Origin of the sequence: Pedobacter miscanthi (assembly GCF_032678605.1) — a bacterium.
Lineage (GTDB): Bacteria > Bacteroidota > Bacteroidia > Sphingobacteriales > Sphingobacteriaceae > Pedobacter > Pedobacter miscanthi_A.
Window position 1 is genome coordinate 258554 of sequence record NZ_JAVTSU010000009.1, and the last position, 17178, is coordinate 275731.

Annotated in this window: 18 protein-coding genes; 2 read left to right on the forward strand and 16 right to left on the reverse strand. The window is 37.6% G+C overall.

Annotated elements, in window-relative coordinates:
* Window positions 1-288 precede the first annotated feature (288 nt).
* The 3 genes from R2R28_RS15410 to R2R28_RS15420 form a co-directional block, all read right to left on the reverse strand.
* A complete protein-coding gene (locus tag R2R28_RS15410; protein WP_316826577.1) occupies window positions 289-981 on the reverse strand; it encodes a hypothetical protein in 693 nt (230 codons plus the stop codon).
* A gap of 29 nt (window positions 982-1010) precedes the next feature.
* Window positions 1011-1853 carry an isoaspartyl peptidase/L-asparaginase gene (locus tag R2R28_RS15415; RefSeq protein ID WP_316826578.1) on the reverse strand — a complete coding sequence of 281 codons (843 nt, stop codon included), beginning with the start codon at window positions 1851-1853 and terminating at the stop codon, window positions 1011-1013.
* Window positions 1854-1921: 68 nt separating this feature from the next.
* Entirely contained in the window at window positions 1922-2821 is a 900-nt protein-coding gene (locus R2R28_RS15420) for a cyanophycinase (RefSeq protein ID WP_316826579.1), read from the reverse strand.
* Window positions 2822-3090: 269 nt separating this feature from the next.
* Between R2R28_RS15420 and cphA the strand changes: the two genes are divergently transcribed.
* On the forward strand, window positions 3091-5706 hold the full coding sequence (gene cphA / locus R2R28_RS15425) for a cyanophycin synthetase (protein ID WP_316826580.1): 2616 nt from the start codon (window positions 3091-3093) through the stop codon (window positions 5704-5706).
* 167 nt (window positions 5707-5873) lie between these two features.
* On the opposite strand, the gene R2R28_RS15430 is transcribed toward cphA, so the two are convergent.
* The 13 genes from R2R28_RS15430 to R2R28_RS15490 all read right to left on the reverse strand — a co-directional run bounded on the left by R2R28_RS15430 (window position 5874) and on the right by R2R28_RS15490 (window position 16392).
* Window positions 5874-6329 carry a PA2169 family four-helix-bundle protein gene (locus tag R2R28_RS15430; RefSeq protein ID WP_316826581.1) on the reverse strand — a complete coding sequence of 152 codons (456 nt, stop codon included), beginning with the start codon at window positions 6327-6329 and terminating at the stop codon, window positions 5874-5876.
* Window positions 6330-6429: 100 nt separating this feature from the next.
* Entirely contained in the window at window positions 6430-7347 is a 918-nt protein-coding gene (locus tag R2R28_RS15435) for a glycosyltransferase (protein ID WP_316826582.1), read from the reverse strand.
* A gap of 142 nt (window positions 7348-7489) precedes the next feature.
* Window positions 7490-8251, reverse strand: a complete 762-nt coding sequence (locus tag R2R28_RS15440; RefSeq protein ID WP_316826583.1) for a class I SAM-dependent methyltransferase — start codon at window positions 8249-8251, stop codon at window positions 7490-7492.
* 13 nt (window positions 8252-8264) lie between these two features.
* Window positions 8265-8912 carry an FkbM family methyltransferase gene (locus tag R2R28_RS15445; RefSeq protein ID WP_316826584.1) on the reverse strand — a complete coding sequence of 216 codons (648 nt, stop codon included), beginning with the start codon at window positions 8910-8912 and terminating at the stop codon, window positions 8265-8267.
* On the reverse strand, window positions 8909-10234 hold the full coding sequence (locus R2R28_RS15450) for a flippase (RefSeq protein ID WP_316826585.1): 1326 nt from the start codon (window positions 10232-10234) through the stop codon (window positions 8909-8911). Before R2R28_RS15450 ends, R2R28_RS15445 begins: the two co-directional genes overlap by 4 nt.
* Window positions 10235-10310: 76 nt before the next feature.
* Complete coding sequence (locus tag R2R28_RS15455; RefSeq protein WP_316826586.1) at window positions 10311-10925, reverse strand: hypothetical protein; 615 nt, start codon at window positions 10923-10925, stop codon at window positions 10311-10313.
* Window positions 10926-10966: 41 nt separating this feature from the next.
* Window positions 10967-11485, reverse strand: a complete 519-nt coding sequence (locus tag R2R28_RS15460; RefSeq protein WP_316826587.1) for a DinB family protein — start codon at window positions 11483-11485, stop codon at window positions 10967-10969.
* A 19-nt stretch (window positions 11486-11504) separates the two neighbouring features.
* Entirely contained in the window at window positions 11505-12209 is a 705-nt protein-coding gene (locus R2R28_RS15465; RefSeq protein WP_316826588.1) for a DUF4476 domain-containing protein, read from the reverse strand.
* A gap of 77 nt (window positions 12210-12286) precedes the next feature.
* A complete protein-coding gene (locus R2R28_RS15470; RefSeq protein ID WP_316826589.1) occupies window positions 12287-12976 on the reverse strand; it encodes a YjjG family noncanonical pyrimidine nucleotidase in 690 nt (229 codons plus the stop codon).
* A 266-nt stretch (window positions 12977-13242) separates the two neighbouring features.
* The gene (locus R2R28_RS15475) at window positions 13243-13560 is read right to left on the reverse strand and encodes a protein tyrosine phosphatase (RefSeq protein WP_316826590.1); all 318 of its coding nucleotides are present in this window, start codon (window positions 13558-13560) and stop codon (window positions 13243-13245) included.
* 59 nt (window positions 13561-13619) lie between these two features.
* Entirely contained in the window at window positions 13620-14264 is a 645-nt protein-coding gene (gene upp / locus R2R28_RS15480; protein WP_316826606.1) for a uracil phosphoribosyltransferase, read from the reverse strand.
* A 219-nt stretch (window positions 14265-14483) separates the two neighbouring features.
* Window positions 14484-15752, reverse strand: coding sequence for a DUF7033 domain-containing protein (locus R2R28_RS15485; protein ID WP_316826591.1), 1269 nt, complete (start codon window positions 15750-15752; stop codon window positions 14484-14486).
* 133 nt (window positions 15753-15885) lie between these two features.
* Window positions 15886-16392: a DUF6702 family protein gene (locus R2R28_RS15490; protein ID WP_316826592.1), complete on the reverse strand. Its 507-nt coding sequence runs from the start codon at window positions 16390-16392 to the stop codon at window positions 15886-15888.
* A gap of 194 nt (window positions 16393-16586) precedes the next feature.
* On the opposite strand from R2R28_RS15490, the gene R2R28_RS15495 reads away from it, so the two are divergent.
* Window positions 16587-17171, forward strand: coding sequence for a HupE/UreJ family protein (locus R2R28_RS15495; protein WP_316826593.1), 585 nt, complete (start codon window positions 16587-16589; stop codon window positions 17169-17171).
* Window positions 17172-17178 lie beyond the last annotated feature (7 nt).

Below are 17178 nucleotides of genomic sequence, written 5' to 3' on the forward strand. Positions count from 1 at the left end.
TTATCAAATCTAACTAAAAGCTTTTTATTTAACAATTTCTTATAGCACAACGTTAAGAGATATTTTTTGTTTTGGGCAACATTTAAAATTTGACCAAATACAGACGTATAAGGATTTGAAAAGCAAGTTATTAAACTCAATTCGAATAATATTTATGAGTTGTCATCAATTTTAGTATCATTTTCTTAATACGATCCTCATGCTGAACTTGTTTCATCTTTCCTGCTAGATAGACCCTGAAATAAATTCAGGGTGACGGCTTGAGTTAAAAATATCTAAAAGACTTCTTTAGCTCTGATTTGCTTTTTTAGCTGTGGTTTTGCTGGCAATCATTTCCCTTGCATCCTTAATCTGTGTTTTATACTGGCTTGTTTTGATTGAGTTGGCAAGCCACTCTGCCGATTTTAAATCCCTTAGTGCAAGTGTAAAATCTTTCTTTTTGATTTTAACCTGAACAATGCCTAAAATGGATTCGATATAAGCATTATTACTTTTTAACTGCTTTGCCAATATGCCTTGCTGGGTGTAAAACCACATGGATTGGGTATATTTGGTATTGGCGAGGTAAACTTTGCCCAAAAGGCTATAGGTATTCATTATGCCTGCACGGTTGCCCGTTTTGGAATAATTTTTTAGGGCAACGTTTAAAAGGATCTGTTCTGCATCGGTAAAACGGCCCAATTGATAGTGCATGCTGCTCATTTTAATAATCGCCTGCCCGTATCTGTTAAAGTTTTTTACAGAATTATATTCGAAAGCTGCTTTTCCAAATAATGTAAGGGCTTCGTTATAATCACCTTTTCGCTCTAAATCTTCCGCTTCTTCAAAAAAAGAATTTCCATCTTCCAGATCAAATTTAGATACCGCTATGTTAATAGCACTACCTCCATTGGGTTCCTGGATTTCTGTTCTGTCTATGTTTTGAGCCTGAAGTTGTAACGATGCAAAAAGGCCGATTAAAGCCAGTACAATTTTGGTCATGCAACAAAAATAATACTTTAAATCTAATTTTAGCTAAATACCTGTAAATTAACATCAAAAGATGCCCAAACCATATATGGATGAGAATCGCAATGGTATACTTCGCCACCTGCAGTGATGCCTACAATGCCTGCAAAGCCATCAAAAGCCTTTAATTCGGCAAAAGATTTATCTGAAGCATCTTTTAAAGAAAAGCCATCGGTTACACGGGTAACGATTTTTGCGGCCAAAGCACCGCTTACAATATCTTCGCCAACACCGGTACAGGAAATACCTGCAAATTGATTAGCATAATTACCTGCAACAGTTGCCGAATCGCTCACACGACAAGGGATTTCGAATCCTTTGCCACCTGTAGAGGTTGCTGCTGCCAAATTTCCATCAGCATCAAGCGCCACACAACCTACGGTTCCTTTATTGTTTTTCTGGTTTAATTTAGCTTCGTATTCTGATTGACGCTGTGTTGTAATGGGATTAAAATATTCAAATCCATTATCACGGGCAAACTGTTGTGCCCCGTTGCCGCTTAAAACACGGTCATCATAGGTTAAAAGATTCTGCGCAACCTGGATTGGATTCTTCACATCTTCTACGTTGATCACACCACTAAATTTTTCGGTTTTACCATCCATTAAAGCCGCGCTTAACCTTACTTTTCCATCACTTTGGATTTGCGAGCCAATACCAGCGTTAAATAATTCGTTATCTTCTAACAAGGCAACGGTATAAACCACTGTTTCTAAAGCGGTGTGGGTTTTCAGGTATTCGTGCCCGAGCGTAACAACCGAAGCTAAAGCATCTTGCTTGGCCTTTTTTGTTTCCTGATTGGTGGATGACTCGCTAAAGAAGCCGCCGTGTATAATTAGTTTCATTTGTTAGATTTGAGTATGGAGATTTGTGATATGAGACCTCAGATTTGAGACCATAAGCCTTAAACCTTTTAACCTATTGGGATAACCTTTGGATGGTGGATCACCAAACTGTGGTCATTTAAATCATAAACATCGCCATCGCACATTACGTGCACCACCATATTTTTAATCGAAACCGGCTGGCCCATTTCTACATCGGTTAAATTGGTATCAGCCATGGTGCGGCCATCTACTAAAATTACCATGCCAGAGCCAATGGCTTCCATGGTATGCCCATCTGATATGAAAAGACCAGTATCTTCGCCCAAACCAATCCCTAAAATACCGGGATTACTAGCTGCAGCATATAATAAACGACCAATTCTACCACGTTGAACAAAGTGAGTATCAACTATCACATCGTCGATAAAACCCAATCCACCAGTAATTTTTACCTCACCTTTAAGTAAAGCATCTTTACTGCTGCCCTGGTAAATCATGTTTTTAGAACTTGCTGCTGCTCCTGCAGATGTACCCGCAATTACCACCGGTTCATTTCTATATTTTTCCAATAGGATTTGATGGATTTTCGTTCCACCAAAAATAGATGAAAGGCGGAGCTGGTCGCCACCGGTAAAAATGATGACTTCGGCAGCTTTGATACGCTCATAGTTTTCATCAGAATTGGCTTCTTCGCGGTTGGTAATATTTAACACACCAACATTATGTACATCCAACTGAGCGTAAGCTTTGATGTATTCTTCACCAACTTTTTCAGGCATTAATGATGCGGTGGTGATGATCTCGAAACGCGATTGGGTATCTTTAATTGATTCTGTGGTAATCCGTTTTAAAATTCCACGTTCAAAAAAATTCATATTTTCAGGCAGTCCAAATTGTGTTTCTGCGAAGCTACCAGTGTTTATTGCGCCACCTATGATGATGAGTTTACCTTTCGGAACCATTCTTTGTGTATCTAATTGTATCAAAAAACCCAAATATATAGGCTTAAGATAAAAAACACGACTTTTTTTGTCAATAATATTCAATTTATTAACAAAGGTTAAAATAATCTAACCTAAAATTAACACAATAGTGCTTGAAAATAAAACAAATACCTGCTAAAATTGATTTACGTAAATGGGACGTCTAATTTCAAAATAAATGCATATTTTACAGTCATCAATTTCATTCTCAAAATTGAGTTAAAAAGGCTGTCCCAAACCCTTGTTAAATTAAAAAACGAACAAAACATTACATGAAGATATTAAACATACAAGTATTAAGAGGGCCAAATATATGGTCGATTAGCCGGAAGAAATTGATCCAGATGCGATTGGATTTGGAAGATTTGGAACAAAGGCCTACCAATGTGATTGAAGGCTTTAGCGAAAGAATAGAGAAACTGCTGCCGAGCATGTTTACCCACCGTTGTTCTAAAGGTGTTGAAGGTGGTTTTTTTACCCGTGTGAAGGAGGGCACCTGGATGGGCCATGTGATTGAGCATATTGCTTTAGAGATCCAGACATTAGCCGGCATGGAAACTGGCTTTGGCAGAACACGTATGACTAAAACCGAAGGCATTTACAATGTGGTTTTCAGTTACCTGGAAGAGAAAGTGGGCGCTTACTCGGCAGAAGCAGCCGTAAGAATTGCTGAAGCTTTAATCAATAATGAAGAGTACGATTTAGAACACGATATCCGAAGGATGAAGGAAATCCGCGAGTTGGAAGCTTTAGGCCCAAGTACAGGTTCTATTGTAGAAGAAGCGGTAAAAAGGAGTATTCCATGGATCAGGCTGAACAAAAGTTCGCTGGTGCAATTGGGTTATGGCAAAAACCAGGTTCGTTTTAGGGCCACCATGACGGAAAAAACCAGCAGTATTGCGGTTGATATTGCCAGTAATAAGGAAGAAACCAAACGTTTACTTACCGAAGCCGCTATTCCGGTTGCCTCGGGCGTAACCATTTCTAACCCTGATGACCTTGAAGCATCGGTTAATAAAGTAGGATTTCCACTCGTTTTTAAACCTTTGGATGGTAACCATGGCAAAGGCGCAACCATTAATGTAAAAACGATGGAAGATGCGGTTGCGGCTTTTGAATATGCCAAAACCTATTCGAGAAAGGTAATTATTGAAAAATTCATTACCGGATTTGATTTCAGGGTGCTGGTAATTGATCATAAAGTAATAGCAGCTGCACAACGCGACCCTGCTCACATAAGAGGAAATGGCATCCACACCATCCAGGAACTAATTGATAAGGAAAATGAAGATCCACGCCGTGGTTACGGCCACGAAAATGTATTAACAGAAATTGCTGTTGATCGTGATACATTGGATTTACTGGCAAAAAAAGAATATACTTTAGAAACTATTCCTGAAAAAGGAGAAGTGGTTTATTTAAAATCGACTGCTAATTTAAGTACGGGCGGAACATCAATCGATGTGACCGATATTGTACACCCACAGAATATTTTCATCTGTGAAAGAATTTCGAGGGTAATTGGTCTGGATATTTGCGGTATCGATATTATGGCGCAAAACCTTACACAGCCTTTAACTGAAAATGGCGGTGTGGTTTTAGAGGTTAATGCTGCCCCCGGATTCAGGATGCACCTGGCACCAAGCGAAGGTTTGCCAAGAAATGTTGCTTCATCGGTTATCGACATGCTTTATCCGCAGGGTAAGCTATCGCAGATTCCGATTATTGCGGTAACCGGAACCAACGGAAAAACCACCACTACACGTTTAATTGCGCATATTATCCGCAGCAACGGTAAACGTGTAGGCTTTACCACCAGCGATGGTGTATATGTACACAATACCATGTTGATGAAAGGTGACACCACCGGACCGGTAAGTGCAGAATTTATTTTAAAGGACCCAACCGTTGAGTTCGCTGTTTTAGAAACTGCCCGTGGCGGAATTTTAAGGGCCGGACTAGGTTTTAATGCCTGCGATATCGGTGTTGTAACCAACATACAGGAAGATCACCTTGGTATTTCAGACATTCATAATCTTGATGATTTAACCCGTGTTAAAGCAGTAGTAATTGGTGCAGTTCGCCGCAAGGGCTGGGCTGTATTAAATGCTGATAATGGTTATTGTGTACGCATTGGTAAAGATGCCCGTTGTAATGTTGCTTATTTTAGCATGGATGAAAACAATCCGGTTATTAAAGAACATTGCAGAAAAGGCGGTATTGCTGCAATTTATGAAAATGGATTTATTACCATTAAAACCGGCGACTGGAAACTAAGGGTTGATAAAGCGACACATATTCCCCTAACTTTTGGTGGATCAGTAAATTTTATGATTCAGAATGTACTCGCGGCAACCTTAGCGGCTTATTTATGGGGTTATAAACCAGAAGATATCCGTTTATCGTTAGAAACTTTTATTCCTTCGGCAGCACATACGCCAGGAAGGATGAACATTTTCAGGTTTAAGGATTTTAAAGTTTTAGTAGATTTTGCGCACAATCCTGACGGATTTAATGGTATAAAAGGGTTTTTACAAGGTGTAGAAGCTACTGAACATGTAGGTATTATCTCTGCAACAGGAGATAGAAGAGATGAGGATATTATAGAAACAGCCCGCATTTCTGCACAAATGTTTGATAAGATTTATGTTTGTCAGGAGAAATACCTCCGCGGAAGACAACAACAGGAATTGGTTGATCTTTTAGTAAAAGGCATTAAGGAAGTTGATCCGAATAAAGAGATTATTATCAACAATAAAAGTACCGAATGTTTGAGAATAGCAATTGAAACGGCTAAAAAAGGCTCTTATTTAACCATTTTAAGCAACACGATTGACAATACCATTCAGCGTGTTACCGAACATCTGGATAGGGAACTGGAAGCGTAGTTCTTGAGTGGGTTTTTCCGTCGGTAATCGTCATTCCCAACTCGATTGGGAATCGTGATGCAATAAGCTTTAAGATTCCCACCTGCGCGGGAATGACGATCGTAATAAAAAAACCTCCTCCAATTCATAAATCGAAGGAGGTTTTTTCGTTTTTATATAATTCTCACTTACAATTGCGCATCACGCAATCTTTTAATTTCATCATGTGATGTTCTTAAAGATGCTTTTTGATCAGATATCAACTCTCTGATATTTGCAGGAATTTCTTCTTCCTCTAAAGCCATTTTATAACCATTTTGGGCAGCATCTTCGCCAAACTCGCAATTATTTAAAACGGTTTTACGGTCGTGACCAGTAAATATGGCTTTAACATCCATCCAGGCCCTGTAGATTTTACCCGAATTGGTGGTTCCTGTTTCCACATCTTGGCCTAATGCACTTACTTCTGTAGCCAAAGCCATTTTATATTTGCGGCTTTCGTCAATCATATTTAAAAATAGCGTTTTCAGATCTGCATCACCATCTTTTAATTCCTGACGGGCTTTTTCATAACCTTCGATACGGTCGTTATTGATCTGGATCAGGTCATTCAATACTTCTGCTGTTGCTGTTGTCGTTTTCATGTTGTTATTTTTTATAGTTTCGATGTATAAAAGCAACACGGGTAATCAAAAAAAGGTTTGTCATTTTTTCAATTGCCCACAACAAAAAGGAATATCATTACTATTTTTTTGAGAAGTATTGTGCGAGTTTTTCTTTTACAAAACGGCGAACACGGGTTACCATATTCCCTTTGCGTTTGGTTAAAAAGGATTTAATGGCTTTGTAAGCCAGTTCATCCTCAGCAATTACAGTTGGAAATTCAACGATTGGTTTAGGGTTGATAATTACATTATAAATATCGTTTATTCCCGAGTGTACACCAGTGCCATCATGGCCGATATTATTTACCAACGATTGTGATGGATTGAGGGTTAAACCATCTTTTAAAAAGATAGAAGCGTACCACCTGATGGCCCAGCTATTGTTTTTCCCTTTTTTAAACTCCTGCATTTGTTTCCAGAAATTCATTTTATTATCGATGGAAAAAGCTGCTTTTTTCTTTTTATCAAACTGTTTTAGTAATACATCGATATTGGGCTCAAAGTTTTTCCAGGCCCTTCCCCAGGTGGCCCAGCCCCAACTGGTAGCTGCTCTGTAAAAAAACGATTGTGAAAGGTTTTCTGATTTTAAAGGATACATGTACGCTCCGATGTGCATTACTTTTTCTTCTTCGCTATACCGGCTTAAGGCTTCATTAAAATAGTGCAGTGTATGTGGAGAGGTTACCAGGTCATCTTCAAAAACAATTACCTGATCATATTCTTCTATTAGCTGGGTTACACCCGCAATAACAGCGTTTGCTAACCCAGCATTATCCTTTCTTTCGATTACTTTAACCGATTTAAAACCCTTCGTTTTATTGATGATTTTACGCACCGCAGCCACATTTTCTTCATCGCGAACTGTTTTTGCGCCATCGGAAAAGATGTACAAATGGCTTTCGGCAGCCAGTTCGTTCTGCTGCAGAAATTTTAAAGTACGCTCGGTATGCTGCGGACGGTTATATACGAAAAGTGCTATGGGCGCAAGGTTTTGCATATTGTTTTATTTCTTAAAGGGTCGTCATTGCGAGGAACGAAGCAATCTTAACCTATACGCCAGTAGCGATTGTTGTAAGATTGTTTCCTCGGCTGAAAAAGCCTCATCGCAATGACGGATGCGAGTAAAGCCTTTACACCACCTAAAATATCTGCAGGTTATGATCTGATTTTTTAGTTAATACCGTGTAGGCATTCGCAAACTGTTCTTGTTTTTTTCTGCCGAAGAAATTACCTAACGTTTTCTTTATGCGGTACTCGAGTTCGATTTTTAAGTTTTTGGTAAATGTTTTTGGTGCCTTTCTATTGATAAACTCGTTAAATTTTACCGTTTCAGGAGCAGTCATCGAAACTTTATCCTCTAAAATTTCCAATCCTTCACTCTGCAACAGGAATCTTAAAGATGTTGGCGTATACATATTAATGTGCCCGTAATCCAAAAAATGTTTCATCCTTTGATCTACACCAAAACGGTAATCCTTTGGCACTTCTACCACAATATATTTGGCTACCCTTTTCAATTCGCGGATCAGGATCCTTTCATGTTCTACGTGCTCTAATACGTGTGCAAGAATAATCAGATCGAAAGTATCGTCTTCGTAAGGAATTTTATAACCATCAAAGGTCTGCGCATCTTTCAAGCTGGAAAGATTACGGTTTTTTATAATATCGACACCACTTTGTGCAATTTCCAAAGCGAACAATTCGGGCGCAAAATGCCATTCGTTTAAAAAATGTAAAATACTGCCATCGCCAGCACCAACCTCAAGCACTTTTTTGGGCTTAAGTCCTTTGCAAACATCGACAATATTTTGGGCTTTGTATTTAGCGCCAAGCATCCGCCAGGCTACATCGCTATTGGTATAAAAATTATCGTAGGCTGTTTTTACTTCTTCGCTTAACATGGTTCCAACTGATTTAAATACCTAAACAATTATCCTGTTTATAAAAAACCGAAGTTGCTTTTTCGTAGAAAAGTCCAGGTGAAATTCCACTGAAGCTGATTTCTTTAAAACCCTGCTGTTTCAACAATACCCTTGCAGGATGATAAACTTCGCGTTCACTATCATCTAAAACCAACACACCATTTGAAGAAAGGGCTTCTACGCTGTATTTACAACAATTTACACGATCGCGACCATCCACAATAATAATATCGAATTTTTTATTTAGCAAAGTTGCTTTTTTGGCATATTCGCCATCTTTTTCCAATTGGCAAAAGATCATTTCGGCATTGGCCGGACTGGTATTTTTAACCATATCATGCCATCCTTTATCGTGTTCAACAGAAGTTACCGAACCCGCTCTTTCCGCATAAAAAATGGTAGAATTGCCAGAGCCATATTCGAAAACATGCTGGCTTTTGTTTATCCGTTCTTTAATAAAATCGATAAACGAATAAGTTACCCAAGGCAGCGCTTTTCCGTTGCCATCTACGGCTTGTTTTTTATCAAAGGCTGTGAACCAGCCAATGCTGTTCAGGTAGCCTTTATGCCCGTATGATAATAATGCTTTAAGCCTGTTTGGCTTTGCAATTAATGTGCTTAATGCTTTAAGAGTACTCAACGTTTAAATATTTTTTGAAATGCGGTGACCAAAAATAATGATTTTAACATCATTATACCCTGTTTACGAAGTTTAGGGATAAATAGTATAAAAAAGGCGGAAATAAAGTATGCGATTACTGTTGCTACGGCAGTACCCATCATACCCATTTTTGGAATTAGTATAATGTTTAAAATGATATTTACAGCTGCACCTATCCCTGTCCTGATAAAAGTTAAGCGACCGAAGTTTTCGGCAATTAAATATTGACCACTTGCTACGCCAAGAAATATAAAAGCGGAGCCCCAAACATGCACAGACAACACTGGCGCAGCATCTGCATATTCTGGGTTAAAATAGCTGTAAATAAATGGCGAAGCAAAAGTTATAAAAATTGCGAAACTAAAACTTAACCAAACCATCAAATCGTATAAATTTTGAAGTCTTTTTTGATACCGCTCCTGATCGTCTCTTCTTGCGTTTAAAATTGCGGGAAAAAGCGACGAAACAATTGCAACCGGCACAAAATTTAGGGCTTCGCTAAAATTAACCACAGTTGCATAGGCGCCTGCTTCGGGTGTTCCCCTTTCTCCTAAAATTTGTTTAAGCATAATTAGATCAATTTTCATATAAATTGAAACCATTATGCCTGAGATGATTAAAGGCCATGAAAGCGAAAACAGTTTCTTAGCCAGTTCTTTCTCGAATTTCCAGTTAAAGATGTTTCTACCTTGCCTGTTATATGTAATGATATAGCCTATTGAAAGCAATATCGTGTCGAAAAGAAATGCAAAAAAGAAATAACTTATTGGCGAATGTGTATAAATTAAGATAATTTTTATCACAGCTGAAATCAGATTCCCAATAATCTGAACCTGCATGATGTATTTCGATTTTACTTCTGATTGGAAATAAGAATCGACAACAGTAAAAGATTGAAAAACTCCAATAAATGAAAGCAGAAGGATAAACTCGTATTGAATATCCCGTAATGGATAAATAAGCCACGCTAACGAAATTAAAGGGATGCATAAGAAACCTGCAAAAGTTTTAAGTCCAAACGCGGTACCTAAAATCTGATCGCTCTTTTGTGGAAACTGATGAAGTTCTTTAACAATAAATTGATCTAAACCAAGTCCCGCTAATGCCGCGAATAAAAACACATAAGCTATCGATGTAGTTAGAATACCATTACCATAAGAGAGTAAGTAGTTTGCAACCGCAATGTTGGTTAACATTTTAATTCCTAAACTGCCAACTTTCCCAATCAGGAGCATCCCAGTATTTTTAAAATACTTTTTTAGTGCTTCTTCGTCAAAACCTTTTATGGCGGGTAATTTCATTAACGCAAAGATGTAAAAAAATGTGCGTTAAGTAAGGTATCCTAAATTCAAAATATTTTTAGCCACTATATCGGGATTAACCTTCACTTTTTGTTTCCTGCGCTTTAGTTTCTATGGTTTTAGGATCAGGGGTAGAAACCGGAACTGGGTTTACAATAGGCGCAGGTTTGCTGTTTAATGGTGCACCAATGGCAAGGTCGCACCTGTGGTTTGGCTGACCATGCGGAGGGTTTAAACCTTTACCTACTTTTACGCCCGAAACCTGCGTAACCGCGGGTTGTGTAGTGGTAACTACCTGCGTTGGTTTACTATCTAAAGGCGCACCAACTGCAATATCGCATCTATGGCCAGGTTCACCATGTTTAGGATTTAGTTTTTTACCTGCTGTGTTTACTACAGGAGGCACGGGAACAGTTACTGGTTGTGGACTAGCACTTTTTTGCGCTTGAACTGCAGCTGTTTGGTGTAATGGCGCACCAACGGCTAAAGCACAGGTATGGCCGGCATCGCCATGTGGCGGATTAAATATCAGGTTACTTTTAGCGCTTTGCGCCACAGGCTGAACGGTATTGCTTTTTTGCAGACCTTGTATACCTGCAGGCGTTGGAATAACAGCTTGAGCAGTTTCTTTCTTTTCGCTGTTACAAGCAAAAAGTACAGTGAGCGTTAACAGGTAAAAAGCGTATTTCATGAGCAAGAGGTTTAGTATTAACCAAATATGGCGAAATTATTTTAGGCCTGAAAGCTCTTTTCTATTCTTTCTAACTGTTTAAGGTGGTGGTCTAAATGGATTTCGATAAACCTAAGCCACTGTTTTGCATTTAAATAGCCCAATCGAGGGTGTTTTGTTTTACAATCGACTTTTGCGTTTGCAATTAATGGGTAATTTTCATCCAGTGCCTTTTCTACCGCTAAAATAAAATCGAGGGCTTCGGCTTTGCTGATTTTTTTTACCCGTTCAATCAGCCGTTTCGGTACTTTATATTTTTGTGCAGGCGGAAATGCTCCAAAAAACAAAATCAATTTTACAACAAAATGTGTGGGTTTGTTTTCGCCTTTACCATTTGCAGCGTTTACGAGCGCTATTAAAGATAACAGGCTCGAATCAAAAATATGTGAGTATACCTCACTATAACTCCAGCCCGAAATTGGAGGGGTAGTTTGAAAAATATTTTCAGGATATTTTGATAGTTTCGATTTATAGGAATCGATGATTTGCTTTACCGATGCCTTAACTTTTGCAGCCGCCATTTAATAAAGATAGGCCGAATTACTGTTTCTCCAAATATTTTAAAAATTCATCTTTATAATAGGGAAACTCAAATATTTCGGCGAGTGTAAAATAATTCTGTGGATCTACTACGGTTTTATAGAGGTTTTGAGCAGTTTTTAAACGCTCTTGATCGAAAGTGAATGTTTTAAGTATCAGTTTGCATTGGCTACTGGAAAATGAAGCTTTTTTGCTCACTGCGCTGATCAATCTCACTCTTTCACTATCAAAACTACATTTTTTGTAACTGGCATAAAACTCCTGAAAAGCCTCACCCGACAATAACCGGTAATTTATATCAGGCTGTGAAACCACTGGCGGAACAACACCGCTGTTGTAGTCTCCAGCGTAACCATCAAAATCATCGAGCATATATTGCCTATTACCGTAAATATTCAGTTGCTTTAAAGTAATCAGTCTCCCATCGTCTAAACTTAAAATCAGTCTTTGTTCAGGAATAACCCTGATCTGTTGTTTTAAGATTGCAGTATTGCCCTGAATAATGGATAGTGTTGGTGCAGAATTGTATACATCGTAAAAACGGAATCTACCGTTTGATGAAGCAACAAGCTCATCGTCTAAATATACACTATACTTACCTGGATTAGCGATCTGAAGGAAAACCTCAGCAGATCGGCGATTGTTTTGAGCAAAACTTAGGGTAGCAAAAAGCATTGCCAATCCTAAAAAGATGGTTTTTTTCATTTTAATTAAGGTTTCATTTGTGTGTGTGTTGAGTTAATGCCAAACAGATGCCAAAACCAAACAAAAAAGGAGTAGAGTTAAAAAAGTTTTAACAATTCTTCCAGGTGGATAATTTCCTGTTTTACATCTTCAGGTTTGCTTTTTTTCAAAGGATTAAAGAAGATGGCTTCCATACCAAAATTTAACGCACCATAAATATCTGCTTCCAGACTATCACCGATCATGATACTTTCTTCTTTTAGAGCCTGAGCTTTATCCAACGCATATTCAAAAATGATCGGATTTGGTTTGTTTACACCTACATCTTCGGAAATAATTACATTTTCGAAATACGGATTAAGGTTAGAAAGATCCATTTTGGTTAAAGTAGTTTCCTTAAACCCGTTGGAAATAATATGCAGCGTATATTTCTGTTGTAAATAAGCCAGTACAATTTCTGCTCCTTCGAACAGGTTGGTTTTGGTAGGCGAAATGGTTACATAATCTGCCTCGAATTGATGCGGAACGGCATCGGGATGGATACCCAGCTGAATAAAGGTTTTGCTAAACCGCTCTGACCTTAAAAAATCTTTCGTGATTTTACCTAAATGATAATCGGCCCATAACTGATGATTATTCTCCGTATAAGAAGTAATAAAATCAGAACATGATTTAAGGCCAAGCTCCTCCAGTTTATAGGTATGATAAAGCTCATTTAATGTTTCTTCGGCATTGCGGTCAAAATCCCAAATGGTATGGTCGAGATCGAAGAAAATATGTTTTTTCATGGTAATAATTTCCACAAAGGTAACCTAATGATCTTTGTCCTGAAAGTTTGAGATTAATTAATGATTGAAGAATATTTTGTATTACAGATGTGGGGATACAAAATAGACTCCTTTAAACATTGACAGACCTTTAATAAAATTGCCGTCATCTCGGCCGCAACGCAGTAGAGTGGAGAGATCTATCTCGAGGCAGATTTCTCAACTACGCTGCACTTCGCTCGAAATGACAGAAATTTAGAGGAGTTATCTGTAAAAATAGTTTCTCCTCACAAATACCCCTCCACCTTTGATCTTATCTCCTCAATAAGCTCTTCATCCATATATTGATAATCGTCTGGAATATTCAAAGTAATCATTTCCTTCCCATAAACTTCTTCAGGAAAACGTTCAGTAATTCTTTGTTTGTGTTTTTTCTCCATTACAAAGATCAGATCGGCCCAATCGATCAATTTAGCATTGATTTTAATTCTTGCAGAAGGTTCGGTTCCGGCTGAGCGCACCTGATGTTCAGGATGATTTTTATAAATGGTTTCGGCAGTAGCACTACGCCATTTATTCCTGCTACATACAAAGAGAATATTCAAATTTATTACTTATGAAAATGTACAGACTCTGGACTAAAGACTTTATACGAAGGCCTATATTAAACTTTCTCTCCATAAGCCAGATCACCAGCGTCGCCAAGTCCGGGAACAATGTACGATTTGCTGGTCATTTCTTCATCGATGGCTCCAACCCAAATTTTCGCCTTAGGCAAATTGGCACGTACATGCGTCACGCCTTCGGTGCTGGCGATAGCGGCAACAATATGAAGTTCTTCAATTTTATAGCGGTTAATCAATTCCTTACAGCACATTACCATACTCTGTCCGGTTGCCAGCATAGGGTCGGCCATAATTAAAACCTTGCCATCTAAATCAGGAGTAGAAATATAATCCATCTGGATCACGAAATCGCCACTTTTTTCTACTTTTCGATAAGCCGAAATAAAACAGCATTCAGCCCTGTCGAAAATATTAAGCAAACCTTGTTGCAAAGGCAATCCGGCCCTGAGTATAGTAGCCAGAACAGGTTGTTGCGCTAAAACATCACAAGGCGATAAGCCTAAAGGTGTGGTAATATCTTTAGTGGTATAGGTTAATGATTTACTGATTTCGTAGGCAAAAAATTCACCAAGCCTTTCCAGGTTTTTACGGAAACGCATCGAATCTTTCTGGATATTTTCATCCCGAAGTTCTGCGATAAAAGTATTGGCAATCGATTTAATTTTGCTTACATCAAAAATCATCATTCTTATTTTTCGGTTTTTATAAAATTTAGCCCTAATTGGAAGTTAAGAATTTTTAACCTTACCCATTTTAATGGTTAAAATTAGCAATTCTAAAGCAGATAATTAAAAAAACCAGTTCGTTTCAAGATAGATTGCCAAGTGTAAGGCCATCAATTACCGACCATATAAGAAATATAAGGGCTGATGATTATAACTTGACTTAATTATTCTCTTAAATCAATTTCCGGCATAGTTGAGCATTTCGATAAACAGTAATCTTAATTTTTTATATTTAGGATGATCTGACAAACTTTTTAGGCTCCAGCTGCTGTAAAAAGTTCCATTTACAACCTTTACCGAATCGACATATTGGTTTAAGGTTTTTCTTGCCGATTCTGTTGTTAAATATTGAAGGACATAATCGGTTAAACAATAAGAATGTACAACCAAAGGTGTTACTTTTTCAAGCTGAAGATCGTACCAGTTAAAAGGGGTACAGGTTCCAGCCCTAAAACCTGGCACATTGCTATACCCCATGGAGTAATCGGAAGTAATCCCTGAATTAAGGATGTTTAAATAACAGATCGGAAATTTTAATATCTCCAGTTGCTGGCTAATTAAAGGAATAGCAGCTGGTTGAATTTTCTTAAGTTTGATCAGGCCTTCTTTAATTACGGCCATTTTCTGCCTGTCGCTGGCACAAGGCCTCAACAAACCAACAGATTGATTATTAAGGCTTTTAGCAACACCATTAATTTTAATATAATCCATCGGTACTTCAGGGAAATCGACAAAATAAAGGGGATTATTTTTTTTAACTCCCGTAATTATATTTACTTCATCTAATACCTGCTCATTGTTGATTCCCACTCCGGTGAGCCGGTCGAATTTAGCGCTCAGGTAATTGTTCTCTTTTTTAAAAACAGCGCTAAAAACAAACTTTGTCCGGTTCAAAAAGCCTTCTGGCATGCCCGGCAAAATATTGAAGTTGATGGTGGGCTGATGCTGAAATTTCTTTTCGTGAAATTTAAAATTTGGATGTTTCTTTTTAATTAAGCTCTTGATCATCAGTGCCCATTCGTCAATAATGGGTTTATCTAAAACCTTCCATTTATACTGATAACTTTTTGAAGGCTTAAACTCTTCTTCTGTATTTCTTTGATGCAGGTATTCCTCGTAACGGCTTAATATAAAAAAAGAAGCCGCAAAAACATCAAAAGGCAGGGCAGATTGTTCAACGGGAAAAGGGACCAGATACTCGCCAAACGAAATCTTTTTCAACTTAATTTCTTCCAGTTTATTGGAGAAAAGCAAAGCTGTACTTTTAAAAAAAAGCTCATCACCGAGCGGCTGATCGCCATAACCGATCTTAACTTGCTCACTTTGCTGAAAATACTGACTGTTACCAGTAAATTCTACCTCAGCTTTAAGAATGTCCTTAAAAATAAAATTGAAGATATATTTTATCCTGGGCGTTAATATATTGGAGAAGATGATTAGATGCATAACTTATTTTAACAACACGGGATTTAAAAAAAGATGACAAGAAATATTCCTCAGCTAATATTAACTTTTAATATAGCCTATTAAAATTAACGGTAATTTAACATTGAACCGTTATCTAATACAAAAATTACAATTAAAAGTTTGCGGTAAACTTCTTTTCGGGGTACAGGATTTTGGTGCTTTTGCGGATCTTAGCCTTTACCACGTGAACGATACTCATCTGATCATCAAACATATCGTATAAAATAACATCGTTAACCTCTACAGATTTTACATCCGGTATTTTTTCAACCTCGAGGTAAATATTGGTGGCTTCATGATCAATTTCAAATCCGATGTAATTCATGGCAACAGCTTTTCCATTGGCTTTTAGCTGCAGATGGCTAAACAAGTATTTTTTTACCAGTTCATCCATCGCGGTTTTCATATTTGGACTGCTTAAATCAGTTTTCTGTTTATACAATTTGGCTAAAATAGCTTCAAAATCATCAGAAAAAATCCGGCAGCTTATTTCTAAGGTTTTATCCTTTGCATTAAAATTTACTTCTGTTGTACTCACATGCAAAGGATGTTTGATTCCGGCTTTAACAGAAAAGAAAGTACAGCACAAAAGCAAAAGGATATATTTTAATCTACACATTAATATATTGTTGTTAGGATAAACAAAGTTAAGATTTAAAGGTCAAACGAAATAACGGCAAGAAACTACTCAAAAATCAGTAACAAATTTGGTATTTATGGTTTTGAATGAAGAATATTTGGGCTTTTTACAATTAAAAACATAATTTTAAGCCTTGTAATCTATTTTAACTCCAATAGTTAGCTTATTATTTCATGCCGTTACAGGATTTTATCTTTTATTTTAAACTGGGTTGGGAGCACATTATAAGCGCCGATGCTTTGGATCATCAGCTTTTTGTTTTAGCGTTGGTGGCCATTTACAGTTACCATAACCTGAAACAGGTACTGATATTGGTTACTGCCTTTACCATTGGCCATTCATTAACCCTGCTTTTAAGCGTTTTAGATATCATCAGGTTCGAGAGCAAATGGGTAGAGTTTTTAATCCCTTGTACGATTGTAATTACTGCGATAAGTAATCTGTTCAGAAAAAATTTTTCGTTAAAATCAGTCAAGATCAATTATTTTCTGGCATTGGGTTTTGGATTGATCCACGGAATGGGATTTGCCAATTCGATCAGAATGATGCTGGCAAAAGACCAGAATATTGGCTGGGGCTTGTTTGGTTTTAATGTAGGGCTTGAAGCAGGGCAAGTTTTTATGGTTTTCATCATTTTATTGATTACTTTTTTTATTTTTAACTATACCCGCATCAAACGTATCAGCTGGGTATTATTTGTATCAGCAGCCGTATTTAGCCTGGCTTTAAAAATGGCTTTAGAAAGAATTCCCTTTTAACACAACA

Bases quoted from the DNA above. Each gene is read 5' to 3' on its own strand.
- upp (WP_316826606.1), bottom strand. From the start codon at position 14,264: ATGATTTTTGATGTAAGCAAAATTAAATCGATTGCCAATACTTTTATC.
- R2R28_RS15440 (WP_316826583.1), bottom strand. From the start codon at position 8,251: ATGTTAAGCGAAGAAGTAAAAACAGCCTACGATAATTTTTATACCAAT.
- R2R28_RS15460 (WP_316826587.1), bottom strand. From the start codon at position 11,485: ATGGCGGCTGCAAAAGTTAAGGCATCGGTAAAGCAAATCATCGATTCC.
- R2R28_RS15450 (WP_316826585.1), bottom strand. From the start codon at position 10,234: ATGAAATTACCCGCCATAAAAGGTTTTGACGAAGAAGCACTAAAAAAG.
- R2R28_RS15415 (WP_316826578.1), bottom strand. From the start codon at position 1,853: ATGAAACTAATTATACACGGCGGCTTCTTTAGCGAGTCATCCACCAAT.
- R2R28_RS15485 (WP_316826591.1), bottom strand. From the start codon at position 15,752: ATGCATCTAATCATCTTCTCCAATATATTAACGCCCAGGATAAAATAT.
- R2R28_RS15435 (WP_316826582.1), bottom strand. From the start codon at position 7,347: ATGCAAAACCTTGCGCCCATAGCACTTTTCGTATATAACCGTCCGCAG.
- R2R28_RS15430 (WP_316826581.1), bottom strand. From the start codon at position 6,329: ATGAAAACGACAACAGCAACAGCAGAAGTATTGAATGACCTGATCCAG.
- R2R28_RS15410 (WP_316826577.1), bottom strand. From the start codon at position 981: ATGACCAAAATTGTACTGGCTTTAATCGGCCTTTTTGCATCGTTACAA.
- R2R28_RS15495 (WP_316826593.1), top strand. From the start codon at position 16,587: ATGCCGTTACAGGATTTTATCTTTTATTTTAAACTGGGTTGGGAGCAC.
- R2R28_RS15465 (WP_316826588.1), bottom strand. From the start codon at position 12,209: ATGAAAAAAACCATCTTTTTAGGATTGGCAATGCTTTTTGCTACCCTA.
- cphA (WP_316826580.1), top strand. From the start codon at position 3,091: ATGAAGATATTAAACATACAAGTATTAAGAGGGCCAAATATATGGTCG.
- R2R28_RS15470 (WP_316826589.1), bottom strand. From the start codon at position 12,976: ATGAAAAAACATATTTTCTTCGATCTCGACCATACCATTTGGGATTTT.
- R2R28_RS15455 (WP_316826586.1), bottom strand. From the start codon at position 10,925: ATGAAATACGCTTTTTACCTGTTAACGCTCACTGTACTTTTTGCTTGT.
- R2R28_RS15490 (WP_316826592.1), bottom strand. From the start codon at position 16,392: ATGTGTAGATTAAAATATATCCTTTTGCTTTTGTGCTGTACTTTCTTT.